This window comes from Marinobacter sp. M3C (assembly GCF_023311895.1).
Lineage (GTDB): Bacteria > Pseudomonadota > Gammaproteobacteria > Pseudomonadales > Oleiphilaceae > Marinobacter.
On sequence record NZ_CP092285.1, the window covers coordinates 77,887 to 95,737 of the forward strand.

The 17,851-nt window shown below is 52.7% G+C and carries 15 protein-coding genes; 6 read left to right on the forward strand and 9 right to left on the reverse strand.

The annotated features are described in order from the left end of the window. Nucleotides 1–52: 52 nt before the first annotated feature. From MIH18_RS22815 to MIH18_RS22830, 4 genes are read left to right on the forward strand one after another with little or no spacing between them, the layout of a single operon-like run. Nucleotides 53–877, forward strand: a complete 825-nt coding sequence (locus MIH18_RS22815; protein ID WP_249014798.1) for a MaoC family dehydratase N-terminal domain-containing protein — start codon at nt 53–55, stop codon at nt 875–877. A 10-nt stretch (nt 878–887) separates the two neighbouring features. Next, nucleotides 888–2,048 (forward strand): acyl-CoA dehydrogenase family protein, encoded by a 1,161-nt coding sequence (locus MIH18_RS22820; RefSeq protein ID WP_249014799.1) that lies wholly within the window; start codon nt 888–890, stop codon nt 2,046–2,048. 9 nt (nt 2,049–2,057) lie between these two features. Then, on the forward strand, nt 2,058–3,437 hold the full coding sequence (locus MIH18_RS22825; RefSeq protein ID WP_249014800.1) for an MmgE/PrpD family protein: 1,380 nt from the start codon (nt 2,058–2,060) through the stop codon (nt 3,435–3,437). Nucleotides 3,438–3,449: 12 nt separating this feature from the next. Further along, nucleotides 3,450–4,649, forward strand: a complete 1,200-nt coding sequence (locus tag MIH18_RS22830) for a CaiB/BaiF CoA-transferase family protein (protein WP_249014801.1) — start codon at nt 3,450–3,452, stop codon at nt 4,647–4,649. Between the two features lie 101 nt (nt 4,650–4,750). Here the strand turns inward: MIH18_RS22830 and MIH18_RS22835 are convergent, their stop codons facing one another. The 4 genes from MIH18_RS22835 to MIH18_RS24075 all read right to left on the reverse strand — a co-directional run bounded on the left by MIH18_RS22835 (nt 4,751) and on the right by MIH18_RS24075 (nt 9,148). After that, the gene (locus MIH18_RS22835) at nt 4,751–5,578 is read right to left on the reverse strand and encodes a CoA ester lyase (protein WP_249014802.1); all 828 of its coding nucleotides are present in this window, start codon (nt 5,576–5,578) and stop codon (nt 4,751–4,753) included. 201 nt (nt 5,579–5,779) lie between these two features. After that, a complete protein-coding gene (locus MIH18_RS22840; RefSeq protein ID WP_249014803.1) occupies nt 5,780–7,186 on the reverse strand; it encodes a hypothetical protein in 1,407 nt (468 codons plus the stop codon). Nucleotides 7,187–7,338: 152 nt separating this feature from the next. After that, nucleotides 7,339–8,955 (reverse strand): rhodanese-like domain-containing protein, encoded by a 1,617-nt coding sequence (locus MIH18_RS22845; RefSeq protein WP_249014829.1) that lies wholly within the window; start codon nt 8,953–8,955, stop codon nt 7,339–7,341. Next, nucleotides 8,897–9,148 (reverse strand): hypothetical protein, encoded by a 252-nt coding sequence (locus MIH18_RS24075; RefSeq protein ID WP_349293817.1) that lies wholly within the window; start codon nt 9,146–9,148, stop codon nt 8,897–8,899. Before MIH18_RS24075 ends, MIH18_RS22845 begins: the two co-directional genes overlap by 59 nt. 476 nt (nt 9,149–9,624) lie before the next feature. On the opposite strand from MIH18_RS24075, the gene MIH18_RS22855 reads away from it, so the two are divergent. Together MIH18_RS22855 and MIH18_RS22860 are read left to right on the forward strand one after the other, a co-directional pair. Then, nucleotides 9,625–10,500 carry a LysR substrate-binding domain-containing protein gene (locus MIH18_RS22855; protein ID WP_249014804.1) on the forward strand — a complete coding sequence of 292 codons (876 nt, stop codon included), beginning with the start codon at nt 9,625–9,627 and terminating at the stop codon, nt 10,498–10,500. 236 nt (nt 10,501–10,736) lie between these two features. Continuing rightward, on the forward strand, nt 10,737–11,630 hold the full coding sequence (locus MIH18_RS22860; RefSeq protein WP_249014805.1) for a LysR family transcriptional regulator: 894 nt from the start codon (nt 10,737–10,739) through the stop codon (nt 11,628–11,630). A gap of 40 nt (nt 11,631–11,670) precedes the next feature. On the opposite strand, the gene MIH18_RS22865 is transcribed toward MIH18_RS22860, so the two are convergent. The 5 genes from MIH18_RS22865 to MIH18_RS22885 form a co-directional block, all read right to left on the reverse strand. Next, nucleotides 11,671–12,384, reverse strand: coding sequence for a class I SAM-dependent methyltransferase (locus tag MIH18_RS22865; RefSeq protein ID WP_249014806.1), 714 nt, complete (start codon nt 12,382–12,384; stop codon nt 11,671–11,673). Between the two features lie 100 nt (nt 12,385–12,484). Continuing rightward, the gene (locus MIH18_RS22870; protein ID WP_249014807.1) at nt 12,485–13,861 is read right to left on the reverse strand and encodes a TRAP transporter large permease; all 1,377 of its coding nucleotides are present in this window, start codon (nt 13,859–13,861) and stop codon (nt 12,485–12,487) included. Continuing rightward, entirely contained in the window at nt 13,861–14,541 is a 681-nt protein-coding gene (locus tag MIH18_RS22875; RefSeq protein ID WP_249014808.1) for a TRAP transporter small permease, read from the reverse strand. Before MIH18_RS22875 ends, MIH18_RS22870 begins: the two co-directional genes overlap by 1 nt. 262 nt (nt 14,542–14,803) lie before the next feature. Beyond that, nucleotides 14,804–15,745, reverse strand: coding sequence for a DctP family TRAP transporter solute-binding subunit (locus MIH18_RS22880; protein WP_249014809.1), 942 nt, complete (start codon nt 15,743–15,745; stop codon nt 14,804–14,806). A 46-nt stretch (nt 15,746–15,791) separates the two neighbouring features. Continuing rightward, nucleotides 15,792–17,359 (reverse strand): IS3 family transposase gene (locus MIH18_RS22885; RefSeq protein WP_249014796.1). Its coding sequence is split into 2 segments (ribosomal slippage): nt 15,792–16,871 and nt 16,874–17,359, totalling 1,566 coding nucleotides; the frame shifts between segments, so codons are not numbered across the junction. Between the last annotated feature and the right edge of the window lie 492 nt (nt 17,360–17,851).

Genomic DNA, 17,851 nt, shown 5'->3' on the forward strand with positions numbered 1-17,851 from the left:
TTACGCATACTTTTCTCACATAAAGCATAACAAGAGCGAATCAGGAGCGTTTATGGGCAATCACTCATATAATAGCTGGCTAGGCAAAAGCGAATTGGTTGAAGACAGTATTTCCGAATGTCTCGTTAAGCGAATAGCCGTTACATTCGGAACTGAAACGCCAAAACACGGAATGCCAATGCCAAATTTGTGGCACTGGGCATTTTTTCAAGAACCCGTCGGTGAAGATTTGACAGGCCCAGACGGCCACCCCGCTTTGGGTCAGTTCATGCCTCCGGTCGAAGGTCGCAACCGTATGTGGGCCGGTGGCCGCCTTGCTTTCCACACCCCTTTGCTAGTCGGAAAACCAGCACAGCGCCGCACTGAGATCATTAAGATCGCAGAAAAGCAAGGCAACACCGGAGCGTTATTGTTCGTTACGCTCCGGCACCAGTACATCCAAGACAATATATTATGCATTAACGAAGAACAGGATGTGGTTTATCGCGCACCAACCGCGCCGCGCCTGCAAGACAGCGGCGAGATTCCGTTGATGCACTGGCAAGAGAGCGTGACTCCGTCTTCGGTAATGTTGTTCCGCTACTCGGCGGTGACTTTCAATAGCCATCGCATCCATTACGATTATCCCTACGTGACCGCAAGCGAGGGCTATTCAAACTTGGTGGTCCACGGCCCACTGATCGCCACTCTGCTGCTACACAGTTTTATCAGCAACAACCCTGGAAAAGAGCCAAAGCACTTTGAGTACCGTGGCGTTCGACCATTAATTCAGGGAACAGAGTTCAGCCTTGGCGGCTATGCAAAAACCGACAACGAAAGCGTGCTGCTAGCCTTTAACGACAACGGCCCGGCCCAGCAAGCCCGTGTAACCTATTAAGGAAAAGATCATGTTTGATAATCAAGAATCCCTGGATGCTATCCGCGATGGCGTACGTAGCCTGTGTGTAAACTATGGTGCCGAATACTGGCGTGAGCTGGACGAGAGAAAGGCCTTTCCCGAAGCCTTTGTTGAAGAGATGACCAAAGCTGGCTGGCTGGGAGCCATGATTCCTGAAGAATTTGGTGGTTCTGGCCTGGGGTTGACCGAAGCATCGGTAATCCTGGAAGAAGTGAATCGTTGTGGCGGCAACGCTGGAACCATTCACGGCCAGATGTACAACATGTTCACCTTGCTGCGCCATGGCAGCGATCAGCAAAAAGAATATTACCTGCCAAAACTGGCTTCCGGCGAACTGCGCCTGCAATCAATGGCTGTAACCGAGCCAACAACGGGTACTGATACCACAAAGCTCAAAACCACCGCGGTGCGTAAAGGCGACAAGTACATCATCAACGGCCAAAAAGTGTGGATTTCGCGGGTTCAACACTCCGATCTTATGATTCTGCTGGCCCGCACAACACCTTTGCAAGAAGTCACTAAGAAGTCTTTAGGCATGTCCATTTTTATTGTTGACCTGCACAAGGCTATCGGGAATGGCTTGTCTGTTCAGCCCATTGCCAACATGGTAAATCACGAAACCAATGAGCTGTTTTTTGACAATCTGGAACTTCCAGCCGACAGCCTGATTGGCGAGGAAGGTCTGGGTTTCCGTTATATTCTGGACGGCCTTAACGCCGAGCGTGCGTTGATCGCAGCCGAATGCATTGGTGACGGTCACTGGTTTATTGAAAAAGCTGCCAAATACGCGTGTGGGCGGGAAGTTTTTGGCCGGCCGATTGGCAAAAACCAGGGAATTCAATTTCCCATCGCACAGTCTCACATTGAGGTTGAAGCGGCCGACCTGATGCGTTGGAAGGCTTGCTGGGAATACGACCACGGCCACAATGCCGGTGCTAGCGCCAACATGGCAAAGTACCTGGCTGCAGAAGCCTCTTGGAAGGCGGCTAACGCCTGCATGCAAACCTTCGGTGGCTTCGGTTTCGCTAACGAATACGATATTGAACGTAAGTTTCGCGAGACTCGGTTGTACCAAGTGGCGCCGATTTCAACGAATCTGATTCTTTCCTACGTTGCTGAGCATATTCTTCAGCTACCGCGGTCGTTCTAGGAGTTGACAATGACTGATGCAACCCGGGCACTTGCTGGATTTTTGGCTGACCTGACATACGACGACATTCCGGATTACGTCGTTGAGCGCTGCGAGGAGCTCTTTCTAGATTGGATGGGATCGGCACTGGCCGGAAAGGACTACCCTCCGATTCCTCTTTTTCAGAAATATGCTCGGCGGATGGGCCCCGATAGTGGTCGTTGCGAAGTGCTGGTTGACCGAAGCCGTACCTCGCCCTGGTTCGCTGCATTTGTAAACGCTGCTTCATCTCACGTGGTTGAGCAGGATGACCTCCACAACAGCTCGGTACTTCACCCCGGTACCGTGGTGTTCCCGGCAGTCTTGGCTGCTGCTCAGGATCTGGACGTTTCCGGTCGGGATCTAATTTTGGCGTCGGTCGCCGGATATGAGGCGGGAATTCGGATCGGTGAATTCTTGGGGCGCTCTCATTACACAATTTTTCACACGACCGGGACAGTCGGTACATTGGCCGCAGCAGTAGCTGTGGGCAAGTTGTTTAAGTTCAACACAGATCAGTTCGTTAATGCGCTAGGAAGCGCTGGTACCCAGGCGTCTGGTTTGTGGGAGTTCCTGCGTGACGCTGCGAATTCCAAACAGCTGCACACCGCAAAAGCGGCTGCAGACGGACTGCTTGCGGCCTACATGACTGAGGAAGGGCTTACCGGAGCGAGCCAGATTCTTGAAGGCCGACAGGGTATTGCTGCGGGTATGTCCAGCGATGCTGAGCCTGCGTTCCTGACAGACCAACTTGGGTCTCGTTGGGCGCTAGCGGAAACCTCGTTCAAGTTTCACGCTTCCTGCCGACATACGCACCCGGCGGCAGACGCACTGCTGGTACTGATGCAGAAACATGACCTCGTAAGCAGTGACATCGAGTCTGTTGTGGCAAAAGTGCACCAAGCCGCAATCGATGTGCTGGGTATGGTGAACGAGCCCACCACCATTCACCAGGCAAAGTTCTCGATGGGTACTGTGTTGGGACTGATTGCCGTATACGGCAGTGCCGGTGTCCTCGACTTCCAGGATCGCGCATTGCAGAGTGAAGAAGTAGCACACTTCCGCTCTCTGGTTAGTATGTCGCTGGATCTGGAAGTGGACAGAGCCTATCCAGCCAAATGGTTGGGCCGAATCGAGGTCGTCACAATCGATGGACGGCGACTGAGTGCCGCAATAGACGATCCCAAAGGGGATCCGGGCAACCCGATGTCTCGTGGCGAGTTAGAAGAAAAGTTTCATAGATTGGTCGCTTTTTCAAAAGCCACCACGCAGGCCGAGGCGAATCAGCTGATCAGTTGGGCCTGGCGGCTTCGGGATGCCAGCAGTGTTCGTAATCTGCTGCCCCATGTCACCTCCGACCCCACTAATTGACAGGAAGCGCACATGAGCAACAGCGAACTCCGTCCGTTGGACGGCATCACAGTGGTCAGCTTAGAGCATGCGATTGCTGCCCCATTCTGCACGCGTCAGTTAGCGGATCTTGGTGCTAGAGTTATCAAAATTGAGCGTCCCGGCGTTGGTGATTTTGCCCGCGGATACGACGAGCGGGTCCATGGCCTATCGTCACATTTCGTCTGGACTAACCGCTCAAAGGAAAGTTTTACTCTGGATGTCAAAACGGAACCGGCAAAGCCTATTCTTGATCAATTGTTGGAAGAGGCTGATGTTTTTGTTCAGAATTTAGCTCCGGGAGCTTGTCGTCGTCTGGGTCTCTCTTATGACGACCTGCATAAAAGATTTCCCAAACTGATTGTGTGTGACATTTCCGGTTACGGCGACAGCGGGCCTTACCAGTATCGTAAGGCTTATGATTTGTTGATTCAGAGCGAGGGTGGTTTTCTGTCTACAACCGGAGCCCCAGGGCCCGACGGCATGGCGAAGGCGGGCTGTTCGATTGCCGATATCTCTGCCGGCATGTACGCTTACACCAACATTCTGTCTGCTTTGATGCTCCGCCAAAGAACAGGAGAAGGCTCACACATCGATGTGTCGATGCTTGAGTGCCTTGTTGAGTGGATGGGGTATCCGCTGTACTACGCTTATCAAGGTGCTGAGCCACCACCGCGAGCCGGAGCCTCCCACGCGTCGATCTATCCTTATGGCCCGTTTATGGCGGGCGATGGCAAGCAGGTCATGCTGGGCCTTCAGAACGAGCGCGAGTGGCTGGCATTCTGTAATAAGGTTTTGAATATGCCTGAATTGGCAGATGATCACCGTTTTTCCAGTAACAAGCTGCGTTCGGAGAACCGTGACGATCTGCGGGGCATTATTCAGCAAGTATTTGCGTCTATGTCCGCGGAGCAGGCAGCTCAGCGATTGGATGACTCAGCCATCGCTAATGCCAAAGTAAACGATATGCACGATGTCTGGGCGCATCCGCAACTGAAGTCCCGAAATCATTGGCATACGGTGGAAAGCCCCGCGGGCACAGTTTCGGCGGCGCTGCCTCCAGGCCGAAGTAGTGCCTATACCCCGGTGATGAACCCGGTCCCCGCTCTGGGTGAACATACCGCCAACATTCTTGCCGAACTTGGCTATCACGAAGATCAAATTCAAGGGTTCAAAAGTGTTGGGGTGATTTGAAACAGACGCGTATCGAGAAGATTCAGCGGCGCGCTTGCGTCCCCCCCCCATACTGGGGGGATTGATTTGAGAGCCGGGTTGGAAAACCCGGCTGCAATCGCTTATGTCTGTGGCTGTGCTCGCGCCAAAATGCTGTGGGCCTGTTTGATAACCGGGGCGTCCACCATTTTACCGTTAAGCTGAAAGATGGCACCAAACTCTGCCGCGCCAGCAACCACTCGCTGCGCCCACTCAACTTGATTGGAGTCCGGCGTAAAGGCTTGATGAATAGCGGGCAATTGTGCTGGATGAATGGCTAGCATGCCGGTGAAACCCATCTGACTGGCGTTAATCGCCACCCGCAAGACTACATCTGGTTGGTCAATTACCGGTACCACCGTCTCCACGGGAGGTGCCAAGCCCACCGCGCGGGAATGAATTACCAGTTGGCTACGGCAGTGATTTAGCATCTTCTCGGCACCTGGGGTGTCCGAGATCAGCCCAAGGTCGGACGCTAGGTCTAGAGCTCCAATGCTCAAACGTGCAATTCCACGTGCCTTTACCAGTTCCGCTAGTGCCGCAATGCCCGCGCCGGATTCAATCAACGGCCATACCGGTTTTTTCGTTGTATTGGCGGTGTATTCGATGTCTTTGGCGCTGTCTGCTTTGGCCAGCATTACACCAAACACTGCTTCGGCATCACGGCAAAGCGCTAGATCGGCTTCAAATGCGTCCGTGTCTGCGCTGTTTATCCGCACCAACACTTTCACGTCGGGATTCTGCTCGAAGAACGTCGCCAGGGTAGAGCGCGCCTGATCCTTGGCGTCGGCGGGCACCGCATCCTCGAGATCCACAATGACGGCGTCAGCGCCGCTAGCGAGCGCTTTACCGATTCTGTCTGGCCGCGTGGCCGGAACAAAAAGAAACGATCGCAGATGATCTTCAGTCATGTCGCATAGCCTTATTTAAATAATTTCAAGAACCGTTCGCTAAAGATATTGCAGGAAAACCCTATGCGCTCGGCGCCGCCGAGCTACTTCTCCGCGCTGACGGATAGCGTGTTCATTGGTGTAATTAGGATGAACGACGTTCCGTCTAGTTTCTCAATCAGACTGTTGATTATACCACGAATTTCCTGATACCGGTTTGGATCAAAGGAGATAGAAAAGCAATAGCGCCCAAATGGTGAGCGCAGCGCCGGCCGCGAGAATATACACTCCGTTCCAGCCCAAACCCGCCCGTAGGGGTGACACTCCGCCCAAGGACGCAGCCAGCATGACGGACGCCGTGTATGGTGAGGTTACCCCGCTCAGCGCCCATCCGGCTGTGATCGCCACGACCATCGCCGTAGGTGGAATTCCCATAATCTCCGGCGAAGGCAGAATGGGCACCAGCAGCGAAACGGCAAGGATTGGGTTCATGCCCAGCTGCCCTGTAACGGGGATGATCCAAACCATCGCGGCGACGATAATCCAGGGTGGGATCGTTGTCAGATCAAGCCCTTGTGCCTGCACCAGCGGCACCAACAGGAATGCCCCCAAACTGCCGATAAATCCGGCCATGAACAGCAAAACGATCTCACCGCGATAACTGGGCAGCTCGCGCGTGACGAACAGCCGAGCGCGCTGCCAGACGTTGACGCTGCGCGTCAAACCAACCGGGGGTTGTTGCATTGCGATCCACAGAATGGCAATGACGGGAATCAGCGACATGACCGCACCGATCACCTCGACTCCCGTGACGATATGCAACAACGCGACGCCGACCAGTACAAGACCCAGCAGCACCAGCAGTGGACTCAACTGAGTCACCCATCGCTCTGTCTCCGGCGGGCGTGTATTCGATTTCACTTGCGGCTTGTAAAGTGCGTCCAGACCCCATCCGATCACCAGCATCATCAGCGCACTGACCAGCCCCGGCAGAGCAGCAGCACTCCAGCTTGCACCCGGCACGACGGACACGCTGATGATCATCGAAAACCCCAGGGGCGACCAACACAGGGTGGACGCAAAGCCCCGCTGGATCGCAATCATCATGCGGCGGGTGCGTTGCCTGCGAATCTCAGGGTCTGGCTCGCGCGCCGCACTTTCGGTCGCCAAGGTCCCCAGCAACGATATTGAGCCATAAAGCAGAACCAGCGCGAACAGATGCCCGCCGATGGTCAGTGCGGTGTAGCGCAACCCCGAACGCTGCCGTGCAAGGAAACGCCCGCATTCGACGATTGCCGGCGCGCTTATGGCGGCATTGCGGATAGCCGTCAGGGCGGTGAACAACGCCATCACCATCGCACCACGCTGCGCCGCTAATGCGGTCGCTGCCACCCACCCCGTATTCGTCAGCGCGGCCCAAAGCACCAATGCGATCGCGATCAGCACAAACACGACCCGAGAGGCGCGGACGCCAAAACTGAAAATTGCGACTGCGATCGCGGCCACCACCGAAGCCGCCACTGCGAATGCGGAATAACCCGTGTATTCGAATGAGACCATCAAGAAGACGACCCCGGCCGGCAGAAAACCGGCCAAGGCAAAATAACGCGAGGGTTTTAATAGTGTCATTCAGGCCGTTTGATCTCCTTTAGATTTATAAAAACGGCGCGTCTGTTTACCCGATCGACCAACCATTAAAAATAGATGGCCGAAATTCCTTAATGGCAGGCAAGATCTATCAGATTAGCTTTTCGTTTTATTAAGTATCTTCTCAAACATGCTTAGATTCTGAAGATGCGGCGCTCCTGATAGTCAAGTTGGGCTAACAAGCCGGTTTCCCAAGCTAGATAACGGCGGGAAGCTTCTAGGTTGCCATCGTGTCGGTCATGCACAAAAAACAGGTAATCTATGCAGCTGGTGTCATTTGGTCTATTCGGAGTGCGCTCTAGGGTAATGTCTTTACTTTGCCAGTCTACAAGTGTTGAAGCCAACCAACCTATGTTTTTAAAGCCTTGTGCTTTGAGCTCTACGGTGAGGCATGCCGCGCGTTCCATATCGGCAATTATTACGACGAACTGCTGATAATCCGTACCGGTGATCTGCTCATTGAATAGTGACCGGTTTGCCCAGCAGGAACCGGGTAAGTGACCCTCTCGATACTGCATGCTGGGGCGTGCATCGAGACAAAACGTTGCTGGGTGCAAAGCTTCTTCTAGCTGCACTTTTCGCGGGATTTCCAGGCGCAAATCAGATTGCTTCTTAAAGTTACGCAGGCGTCTCCATGAATCCCTTCCACCTCGCAGCCAGGCAACGTCTACTCCCATCAGCGCTAAACAGCCAGCAACCATTGGAGCGCGGCACTCATCGTCATCGATCAGCACTACGCGAGCGCTCTGCACGCCTACCCAATGGTCAAAGGCCTGGATCAATTGTCCGCCTGGCGCGTGGACTGCAGCTGCGTGTCCGTTCTTTCGATATTCTTCCTCAGTGCGAATGTCAAAAACATAAGTAGTGCGTTGCTCGTCCGCTAGCCAGTCATTCAACGTTGGCTCGTTAACCGCCGCAACCTGGTGCGATTCTGAAAATTGGCGGGCAGCCGCGCAAAATGCGGGGTCAACCCTGACTTCATAGGGGTAATAGCGTTTACTTTCGTGCTCAAGTGATAGTCCGGCTAATTGCCATCCTTGAGTGCCATTTTCAAGGGCGTAGACTGGATTCTTGATACCCAGCCAACGAAGAGTCTGGGCTCCAATAATGCTACGGGTGCGACCCGCGCAATTTATGACCACCGGCGTTTCAGTGTCACTATCGAGGATAGTGGAAATCCGCTTAGCGAGTTCGCCGTTGGGGCAGCACATGCTCGAAGGAATGTTCATCTTGTTATATTCGGCAACAGGACGGCCATCAATAATATAAACAGGCCGGCCTTGGCTCTGCCATTCGGCTAATTGAGTGGCGCCTATTTCGGCAGGCTCTAACTGTTTATGTACAAGCTCGCCGAAGGTCTTGCTAACCACATTAACTCCAGCGAAGAGGCTATAACCGGCATCCCGCCAACCCGCAGCACCGCCTCTCAGCCAGGCTATATTGCTATAACCGAGATCTGCCAGACATTCGCCCGCGCGGCGAGCCCTGCCTTCATCACTGCTGTCCATCAAGACCAAAAATGTGCTGAGCCTTGGTACCAGTTCACCGATTCGAGCCTCAAGAAGGCTGAAAGGCGCGTTCACCGATTGGAATGGATGGCCTGTGCCGTATTCACCGAACTCACGAATGTCGAGAAAAGCGACCTCTTGGCCGGCGCTTGCCAGTAATCGCTTTAGCTCCTGAGGTGCGATACTAAGCACTGTTACTCTCCATGCTTTCACCCTCACCTTCTGCAACTCGGCTTTTGACACCAATGTCCATGGTTTTGCAGGTTTCTGCATCGACATCAAAACTTGTCCGATGTGAGAGTGTCTCCAACGCGCGCCCATAAAGATGCAGGTGGCGAACAGGCAAATCACCGTCAACACGAACCGAGTGAATGTCATCGGCCAGCAGAGCAACACCGCCCCCTTGGCCGACAAGAATTTCCTCGCCGGTTTTCAACGTGGCTTTTCCCGGTTCGCGGCCATTATCCAATCGTTTATACAGTGTGTTGTATTCATCACCCGCAACGCCTGCGATACAGGCCCAGGTTGTATGGTCATGGGGGGGACGAATTTTCCGGGGCGCATAACGTTCAGGTAGAGTGCGACGGTCAAGTCGTCGCCCTGGTCGATAAGGTATCGAGCTTGATACTCGTCAGGCTTCGGCGGAGGAAAGTCGGACTCATTCCAAAGCGAGCTTTGTGTGGCTAGCTGTTTGACCTCGTCCAATATAGTGTCGAGCGACTGACGGGTTACGGCCTCAGAAGCCAATATTTTATGTACTCGGCTAAGCGCATCCGAAACGACCTGCTGGCGACGTGAGGCTGAAGAACTCATAGCTATTCCCTTGTAATTAAAGTTCCGTCTAAATTACTCCTTTAAGCATGCTATTTATAATAAGATTTAAGCTGTAATAGATAATCAGAGCTTAACTATATGCGCCACCTAGACCTATCACTGCTCAGAACATTCGTCGCCATTTGTGACGAAGAGAGCTTCGCCAAGGCTGCACTGAGGATTCATAAATCGCAGCCTGCGATTAGCCAACAAATGGGGCGCTTGGAAAATGAGCTGCAAGTATCGCTATTTATAACGCGTGGCCGCCGAAAAAAACTGACAGCGGCGGGCGCTCGCCTGTCAGAGTATGCTCGCCGTCTGCTTGCGCTACACGACGAACTGTGGACAACACTGGATGATCAGGAGCTTATTGGCCCGGTACGAATAGGAGCACCAGCGGATATTGCTGACACAGTGCTACCGAGCATTTTGCAATCCTTTGCACGAGTCAACCCGCGCTTGTCGATGGCTATACATGTTGGCCGCAGCCCAGACCTTATGGACATGCTATTCGCCGGTGAGCTTGATTTGACCATCTCGACGCGTAAAGCAGATGGCTATCCAAATCTGGTGCTTCGGAGTTCTCCGGTGGTGTGGATTGCTGCCAGTGACTATCAGTTAGTTAGTGATGAGCCGCTGTCGCTAGTTTTGGCTGATGAGCCCAGCATTTTTCCAGCTATCGCTCTTGAAGCACTCACTCGCGAGCAGTGGGACTACAAAGAAAGCTACATTGCGCCTAATTTGGCAGGAATCAAAGCGGCAGTGCGAGCTGGACTTGGCATTACAGCCCGCAGTATTGAGATGGTCACACCCGAATTCAGAGTGCTAGGTGAACACCAGAGGTTGCCGTCATTGCCTACCATTAATTTTTACCTCTACTTGCAAAACGATAGCCCTAGCGAAGCAGCCAAAAAACTTTATCAGTTGCTCGCGAGCCAGGTTGGAGGCGCCTCACCATCGATGGATAGCGGTTAGCTGCCATGGTGCGAGGGGTAGCGTTTATATGGCGCTCGATCACCTGAACAGCGCGTTTAATGCGGATAGGCTCCAAACAGCACTGTGTATTCTAGCCAATTTGCCGGAGTACTAAGGTTCTGAGTTGAATTCGGAATAAAAGCCAATCCGCAAAAATTCGTCTAAAGCTCATTCCGTAAAGTGTTACTCTCTACTTGGTAAAAAGATGAACTCTTGACTCAACCGAGCAACGCATCATGCATTTTGACTTACCCGATTTACGACTTTTCATTCACGTCTCAGAAGCCGGCAGTATGACCGCGGGGGCAAAGCGCGCGAGCCTTTCAACAGCCGCAGCGAGCACTCGCATTAAGTCCTTAGAAGGTCAGCTGGGTAGTCGTTTGTTTTATCGCGCTAGCCAGGGAGTAGAACTGACACCTGCTGGTGAAAAGCTGCTCCAACATGCGCGTTCGATAATGAGGCAGGTTGAGTATGTAAAAACGGACTTTTCCAAGTATCAGGATGGCGACAGTGGGCATATTCGGATTTTTGCCAACACCACCGCGGTCACAGATTTCATGCCAGAAGTCCTCGCCAGCTTTCTGGGCCAAAGGCCGGGCATAACCATTGATTTGCAAGAAAGACTCACAAATGACATTTTTCGCGGGGTGCTCGACGGAGCTACTGATTTGGGCGTAACTTCCGGGAAAATCGAGATAAAAGGCGTTGAAATTCTACCTTTTAGCGTAGATCGTTTGGTTGCGGTTGTAGGGTCCCAGCATCCCTTAGCTGGCAGTAAACCCGTTGATTTCAAAGATACCATTGGGTTCCCTTATTTGGGTTTGCACGATGGCAGCACGTTAACCCAATTTCTCAAAAAAGAAGTGGCAAAACTTGGCGAGCAGTTGTCACTGCGGATGCAGGTTTACGGTTTTGAGCAAACCTGCCGTATGATCGAGGCCGGCGTTGGCATGGCTATTCTTCCGGAGTCTAGCGCTTTGCGTTACCAGAAGAATATGAAGCTGGACATAGTGCTTTTAAAAGATGCGTGGGCAACGCGAGAACGAGCGGTGATTGTGCGGGAGTACGCCTCATTGCCGGAAGCTTGCAAGGCGCTGATTCAATCCATTCGGGATTATCATAACTACTAACGGCTATACCGCCTTTCAGAGTGAGCCCCTAATTTCAAAGTTAGGCAACCGGTCTGCGTAGTAGATCAACTCGCATGGGCGCCGTTAAACAAACTCGGCCATCTTCAGCAAAGTGGTTGTATTTAGCTTCTACCGCTGCCAACAATTCAGGCGTCAGCTGATGGTTGGTGTGCGTCACGTTGATCATTCGCTGCTCAAATTCGTCGAAGCTGTTAAATACGCTTGGCATGTGGAAAAAGTGCTGGCCGACTAGCTCAAAAACACCTTCTTCAACCGCATTAAAAACAGCTTTAAAGGCATTCTCCCGAATTGTTTCTTCGTTATGAAACAACCGCAAAATTTCATTAAAGTCGCCCGCAAAAACTGGCTCAGAGATATACGCTAAGCCACCTGGTCGAAGCACTCTGCAAATCTCTGACATGGCGTCAGCCAAGCGATATTTTGGCACATGATGCAGAGATTTAAACATCAGAACAATGTCAGCACTAGAATCACTAGTTGGAATGCTCTCGGCCCCGGCAACAACAAAGGTCACATTTGGTAAGTTCGTTCGTGCGCTGTTTTTAGTGTGCTGAACAAGGTCCACTTCGCAAGCCAGAATTGAAGCTGGCTCGCACTCGTTAGCGATATAGCGGGTAAGAGCCGCTGAGCCGCATCCCAACTCCACAATGCAGGCACCTTTCAGCGGTAAAATCTGACGAAAGAGCTCTGGCTCTTTTTTTATTATTAACTTCGTTGGCGCGTTAATTTCCATCAAATCTCCTCATTGCAATCCGTTGATCGCAAACTGAAAAGGCCTCATGGGCAACGTATGGCGCTGCCAATCGTTGCCCATGAAGCGATATTGAACTCCGTTATTTGGTAATGATTTCAGGCCCCATGAAGGTATTGGGCAAGAAGGTCGATATCCATGGGATGTAGGTTATTATGATCAGGAACACCAACAGGACGGCCAAGAAGGGTAGTGAGGCGCGCACCACCGACATCATCGACATGCCTGCAACACCAGATGTCACGAAGAGGTTTAGTCCCACCGGCGGCGTTATCATTCCGATCTCCATATTGACCACCATGATGATGCCTAAATGGATTGGGTCGATACCCAGTTCGATGGCGAGCGGAAAGACCAGCGGTGCCACGATAACAAGTAGGCCGCTGGGCTCCATGAATTGTCCGCCGATTAGTAATATGATGTTGACCATAACCAGAAACATTACCGGGCCGAAGCCCGCACTCAGCATTGCATTGGCTATTTGCTGAGGTATCTGCTCTTCGGTCAACACGTGCTTGAGAATAAGCGCATTGGCGATCACGAAAAGCAGCGTCACGGTAAGTTTGCCTGCATCGAAGAGGGTTTTCTTGGTGTCGGGATGCACGAAGACGGTCAAGATCGCATGCGGTTTTCGCAGGAGACTGATATTCGCGCCCTCTCCGGTTGTTGCAAGCGGCCCGATATCGCGATAAATGAAACAGGCGATCAGGAAGGAATAGACCGCTGCTACCGCCGCTGCCTCTGTTGGCGTGAAGACACCGCCATAAATGCCGCCCAAGATGATCACGATCAGGAAGAGGCCCCAACCCGCCTCGCGGCCAGAGGCCCAGATCTCAGACCAGCCTTGCCATTCCCCCTTGGGCATGTTGCGCACGCGGGCGATAATATATATCGTCGTCATCAGCATGAAACCCGCGAGAAGGCCGGGAATGATGCCGGCGAGAAACATGCGGCCGACCGACACGTTGACCGAGGCCGCATAGACCACCATTACGATGGATGGCGGAATAAGAATGCCCAAGGTCCCCGCATTACATATCACACCGGCGGCGAATTCTTTGGTATAGCCCACCTGACGCATGCCCGCGATCACAATCGTGCCGATGGCTACCACCGTCGCAGGGGATGACCCCGAAAGTGCCGCAAACATCATGCAGGCTAAGACCCCAGCGATGGCAAGGCCACCGTGCAGATGCCCCACGCAGGCAATAGAAAAGCGGATGATTCGCTGCGCAACGCCGCCCGTCGTCATGAACGCCGAAGCGAGAATAAAGAAGGGAATCGCGAGCAAGGTGTAATGGCCAACAAACGCTTCAAGCAGCGTGCCCGCAACGGAAGCCAGCGAAGCATTTGAGTAGATCAGCAAGAAGAGTGTGGAACTGAGCCCGAGAGAGAAAGCAATCGGCACACCAATAAGCAGTAAGGCAATGATTACGAAAAAGAGAATGGCGACATCCATTAATTGGATCCTCCGCGGCTGTCATGCGCGTGACCCGCGCGGATTTCATTCAGTTCATCTTCAACTTCATGGCTGGCAATCAAACGGTCGAGCTCGCCCCGCCAAATGGCAATAGCGGCTTGGGTAAATCGCAGCACCAGTAAAAACGCAGAGATTGGCAGCACAATATAGGGCACGGCCTTGGGCATTTTTTCGTATGTATCGCCGTAGTTAATTAGATCTTCTAAGAAGCGGAGGGCGCCCACCATCGGTACATCCTGCATCTCATAGAAGCTTTGACTGCGCGAACTTGTATCGAATCCTGTTGGGAACCAGCGGCCTGATGTGGGGGGCAAGTCGGCAAAAACAGCCCAATAGTCGTAACCGCCCTTTAGCAGGAACAATGAAAAGACGAGGCATGCTGCGACTGAGATAAGCGCAAGCACGCGACGTATGGCAGGTGAGACAATATTCAAAATCACATCCACGCCGAGCTGCGCATGTTTCTTGACTGCGTAAGAAGCCCCCAAAAGGACCAAAAATCCAAACATGAAAACCGTTAGTTCAAGTGCCCAAAGAATGTTCGAGTTAAACGCGTAGCGTGCTACAACATTGGCGAAAGTGATGGCCGTCATGAGTCCAATAAGCACGGCGATCAAAGTTTCCTCGAACTGATCGATTAGTCCTGTCTTTTGCTGCATCGTAACGTTTCCATGATGGTAGTGTTCCGTTTGACTAACTCGCAAACCTACTGCTTGGCACTGAGGGTTCTGGCCAAAGCTGGCAACATGGATCCATAAATCTCAGAGATAAGGTTTCCGGACTCTCAGAATTTCAGTAGATTTATGAGTTAGCCAGACAGCACGTTAAAGAAAGTGGTTGAAAAACTGGGCAGACCAATATGGACTGCACGATACCGGTACAGCACAGCCCCTTTGTGGGGGCTGTGCTGTTCATGCGGATTTACGAACTGGAGTTCGAGTTGACGGCTGCGTCGATATTCTCTTGTCCAATATCGCCCATGAATTTCTCCCAGACGGGTTTCATCTTCTCAACCCACTTGTCGCGCTGCGCGGGGGTCAGCTGTCGCACCACGCCGCCGGCATCGATGATCGCTTGCTTGGCGCTTTGATTGACCTCGCTGGATTCGCTATTGCGGGCATCGGACACTTCCGCCACGATTTGCAGAAACTGGTCGCGCACATCGGCGTCAAGACTGTCAAGCCAGTCGACGCTGGTCACAAGCAGATAGTCGATGACACCGTGATTGGTCTCGGTGATGCCGTCCTGAACTTCAAAGAACTTTTTTCCGTAGATGTTGGACCAAGTGTTCTCCTGACCATCCACAACGCCCATCTGAAGCGCTCCGTAAACCTCGGAAAAGGCCATTTTTTGCGGGCTGCCTCCAATCGCCTCCATCTGTGCCACCAACACATCGGAGGATTGAACGCGGAATTTTAGCCCTTCGGCGTCCGAAGGCTCGAGCAGGGGCACATTGGCCGACATCTGCTTCATGCCGTTATGCCAATAGGCCAAGCCCTGAAGGCCGCGGCGCTGCATGCTGTCAAGCATGGCCTGCCCATTATCGGAGGCCTGAAATCGATCCACTGCATCGATATCTGAGAAGATGAAGGGCAGATCGAAAAGGCGGAACTGCTTGGTCAGTCTCTCGAATTTTGAGAGTGACGGTGCGGCCAGCTGAACGTCGCCCCGAAGCATCGCCTCGATTACCTTGTCGTCATTATAAAGAGTGGAGTTGGGAAACACTTCGACGCACATTTTGCCATCCATTTCCTCGTTTACACGTTTCTGCAATAACGAGGCGGCGATACCCTTCGGATGCCTGTCAGTGTTGGTGACGTGGCTTAACTTTGCGACGATCTCGCCATCGTCGCAGGCGGCCATCGCAGCCCCTCGGTGATTTGCAACCCAGTTGTCCAAATAGCTGCACTTAAGCAGCCTGTTTATTGCGCTCAATTTCCTGCAATTTTCCAGGGTTGAGCGATACGGCTCCGGCGACTTTCCAGTTTCGAATGTCACCAGACCAACGCCTGGGATTCAGACTCTTTGCTCGTTCATACACCGCTTCACGTTTGGCTAGCAACTCTGCATCAACACCTTGGTGTCGTTGTGCGGGCGTCACGAAGTTGATGCCGCTGTGCAAGTGCTCCTCGTTGTAGGCCTGCTCGAACAACAGCATCCATTCACGCACCGCTATCAGTGATCTAAAGCCTTTGGCGGGCCACTTCGGGCAGTACTTCAGCGTTTTGAACAACGACTCTGAGTGCGGGTTATCGTTGCTCACTCTGGGTCGGCTGTGAGACATCAACATACCCAATTCTGCCAGCCGCGCTTTCAGTGTGTAGGACGTCATCGGCGCGCCATTATCGGAGTGCAGCACCGGTGGGTTTTGCCAACATCTCTCGCGCAACAGAGCTCGATCTATGAGCTTTTTGGCAAGCTCGCCGGACTCTGCTCCGTGGATTTCCCAAGCCACGATTTTGCGGCTGTAGATGTCCATGATCAGATACAGATACCAGTGCTGACCGCGCACCTCTGAGGGGCAATAACTGATGTCCCAGCTCCACACCTGGTTCGGGCCAGTGGCCGTAAAGCTAGTGGGCTCAGGGACTTTGCGCGGTGGTTTCATGCGGCCCCGATGATTCAATTGCGGGTGCTTTTTGAGCACTCGGTAAAACGAAGACTCCGACGCCAGATAAAGCCCTTTATCCGCCAGTCGAGGTACGATCTGGGACGGTGGCAAGCTCTGATACTCCCGTTCATTGCACGTGTCCAGAATGGCCGCTTCTTCAGCGTGAGTGAGCTGGTGTGGCTGCACAACGCGCTCCGCTTGCGGGCGCTGGTCCTCTGCCACAGTGCCGTTAGCGCGTCGCCAGCGTTTCAACGTGCGCTGGCTCAGCTCCATCAAGTCGGCCGCCTTGTATCGGGCTGCGCCACTGGCGACAGCTTCGTCATAGTCGTTTAAAAGCCTTGTACGCTCGGCCAGCGGTGTTAGCTGTCCTCGCTGTCCGGGTCCTCGCCGTACAAGGCTTCGAGCTTTTTTGACAGCACCAACAAAGAAGTTGTTTCCGCCAGAACCCGGTCTTTACGGCGAACTTCCGCCCTCAGCTTTTTGATGGTTTTACGGGCATCGCGCTGCTGTTTCTGAGCGGTTTTCTCTTGCCCTTCTTGCAGGCCCGTACCGTGTAGGCAGGCCTCTTTCCAGCGCTGCACCTGCTCGGGATACAGGCCTTTCTGGCGGCAATACGCACCCAGTTCCGCTTCAGACATAGACGCCGTTTCGATCACGACGGCCAACTTGGCATCAGGAGACCCATCGTCTCCAGCATTACGATAACCCGGCACAGGCACTCCTTGTTGTCGACACTGTTTTAACCAACTATACAGAGTCACATCCGATATGCCTTCCTCTGCCGCCACCTGCACCACACTGCGGTTCTGCGGAGGTAATAACTTCTTCAACACGGCCGCTTTACGTTCCTCGGAATAACGTGGCATGACTGCTCTCATACCGCCCAATCTGACATGAATTTAGGCAAAATCGCCAACTGGACAACTAGGCTGACAGAGGGGGCCCTGGAGCAACGCTCAGAGCCAGTGCTGATACTGCAGCAGTCACAAATCTCATATGGGTTTCCTTTTATTATAATTAGTGTATTTCAGACAGTACTGTTATAGGCCCAAGTTGTTATTAAATGATAAGGACATTTAGTACTTGTCATTATTAATATTCGCACAAAATAGTAAAGAAAAGGTATTCGCAATTAATCAATCCGGGTTTAAGCGGTGATTAAGGCGACGCTGATTAATTCCGCATCAACACAAGTTTCAGTAAAATAAGGGCTTCTGCCACTACCCTGACCAGGAACTGCCATGCAGCAAACGAGTTTCGCCCAAGCTGAGTATCCTGCCAAATAAAGCTCACTCGCTGTGAGCGGTTTCTTGCAGAAATGGAGCACCTTGTGCATTGGGCCAGATTCCTGAGGACAC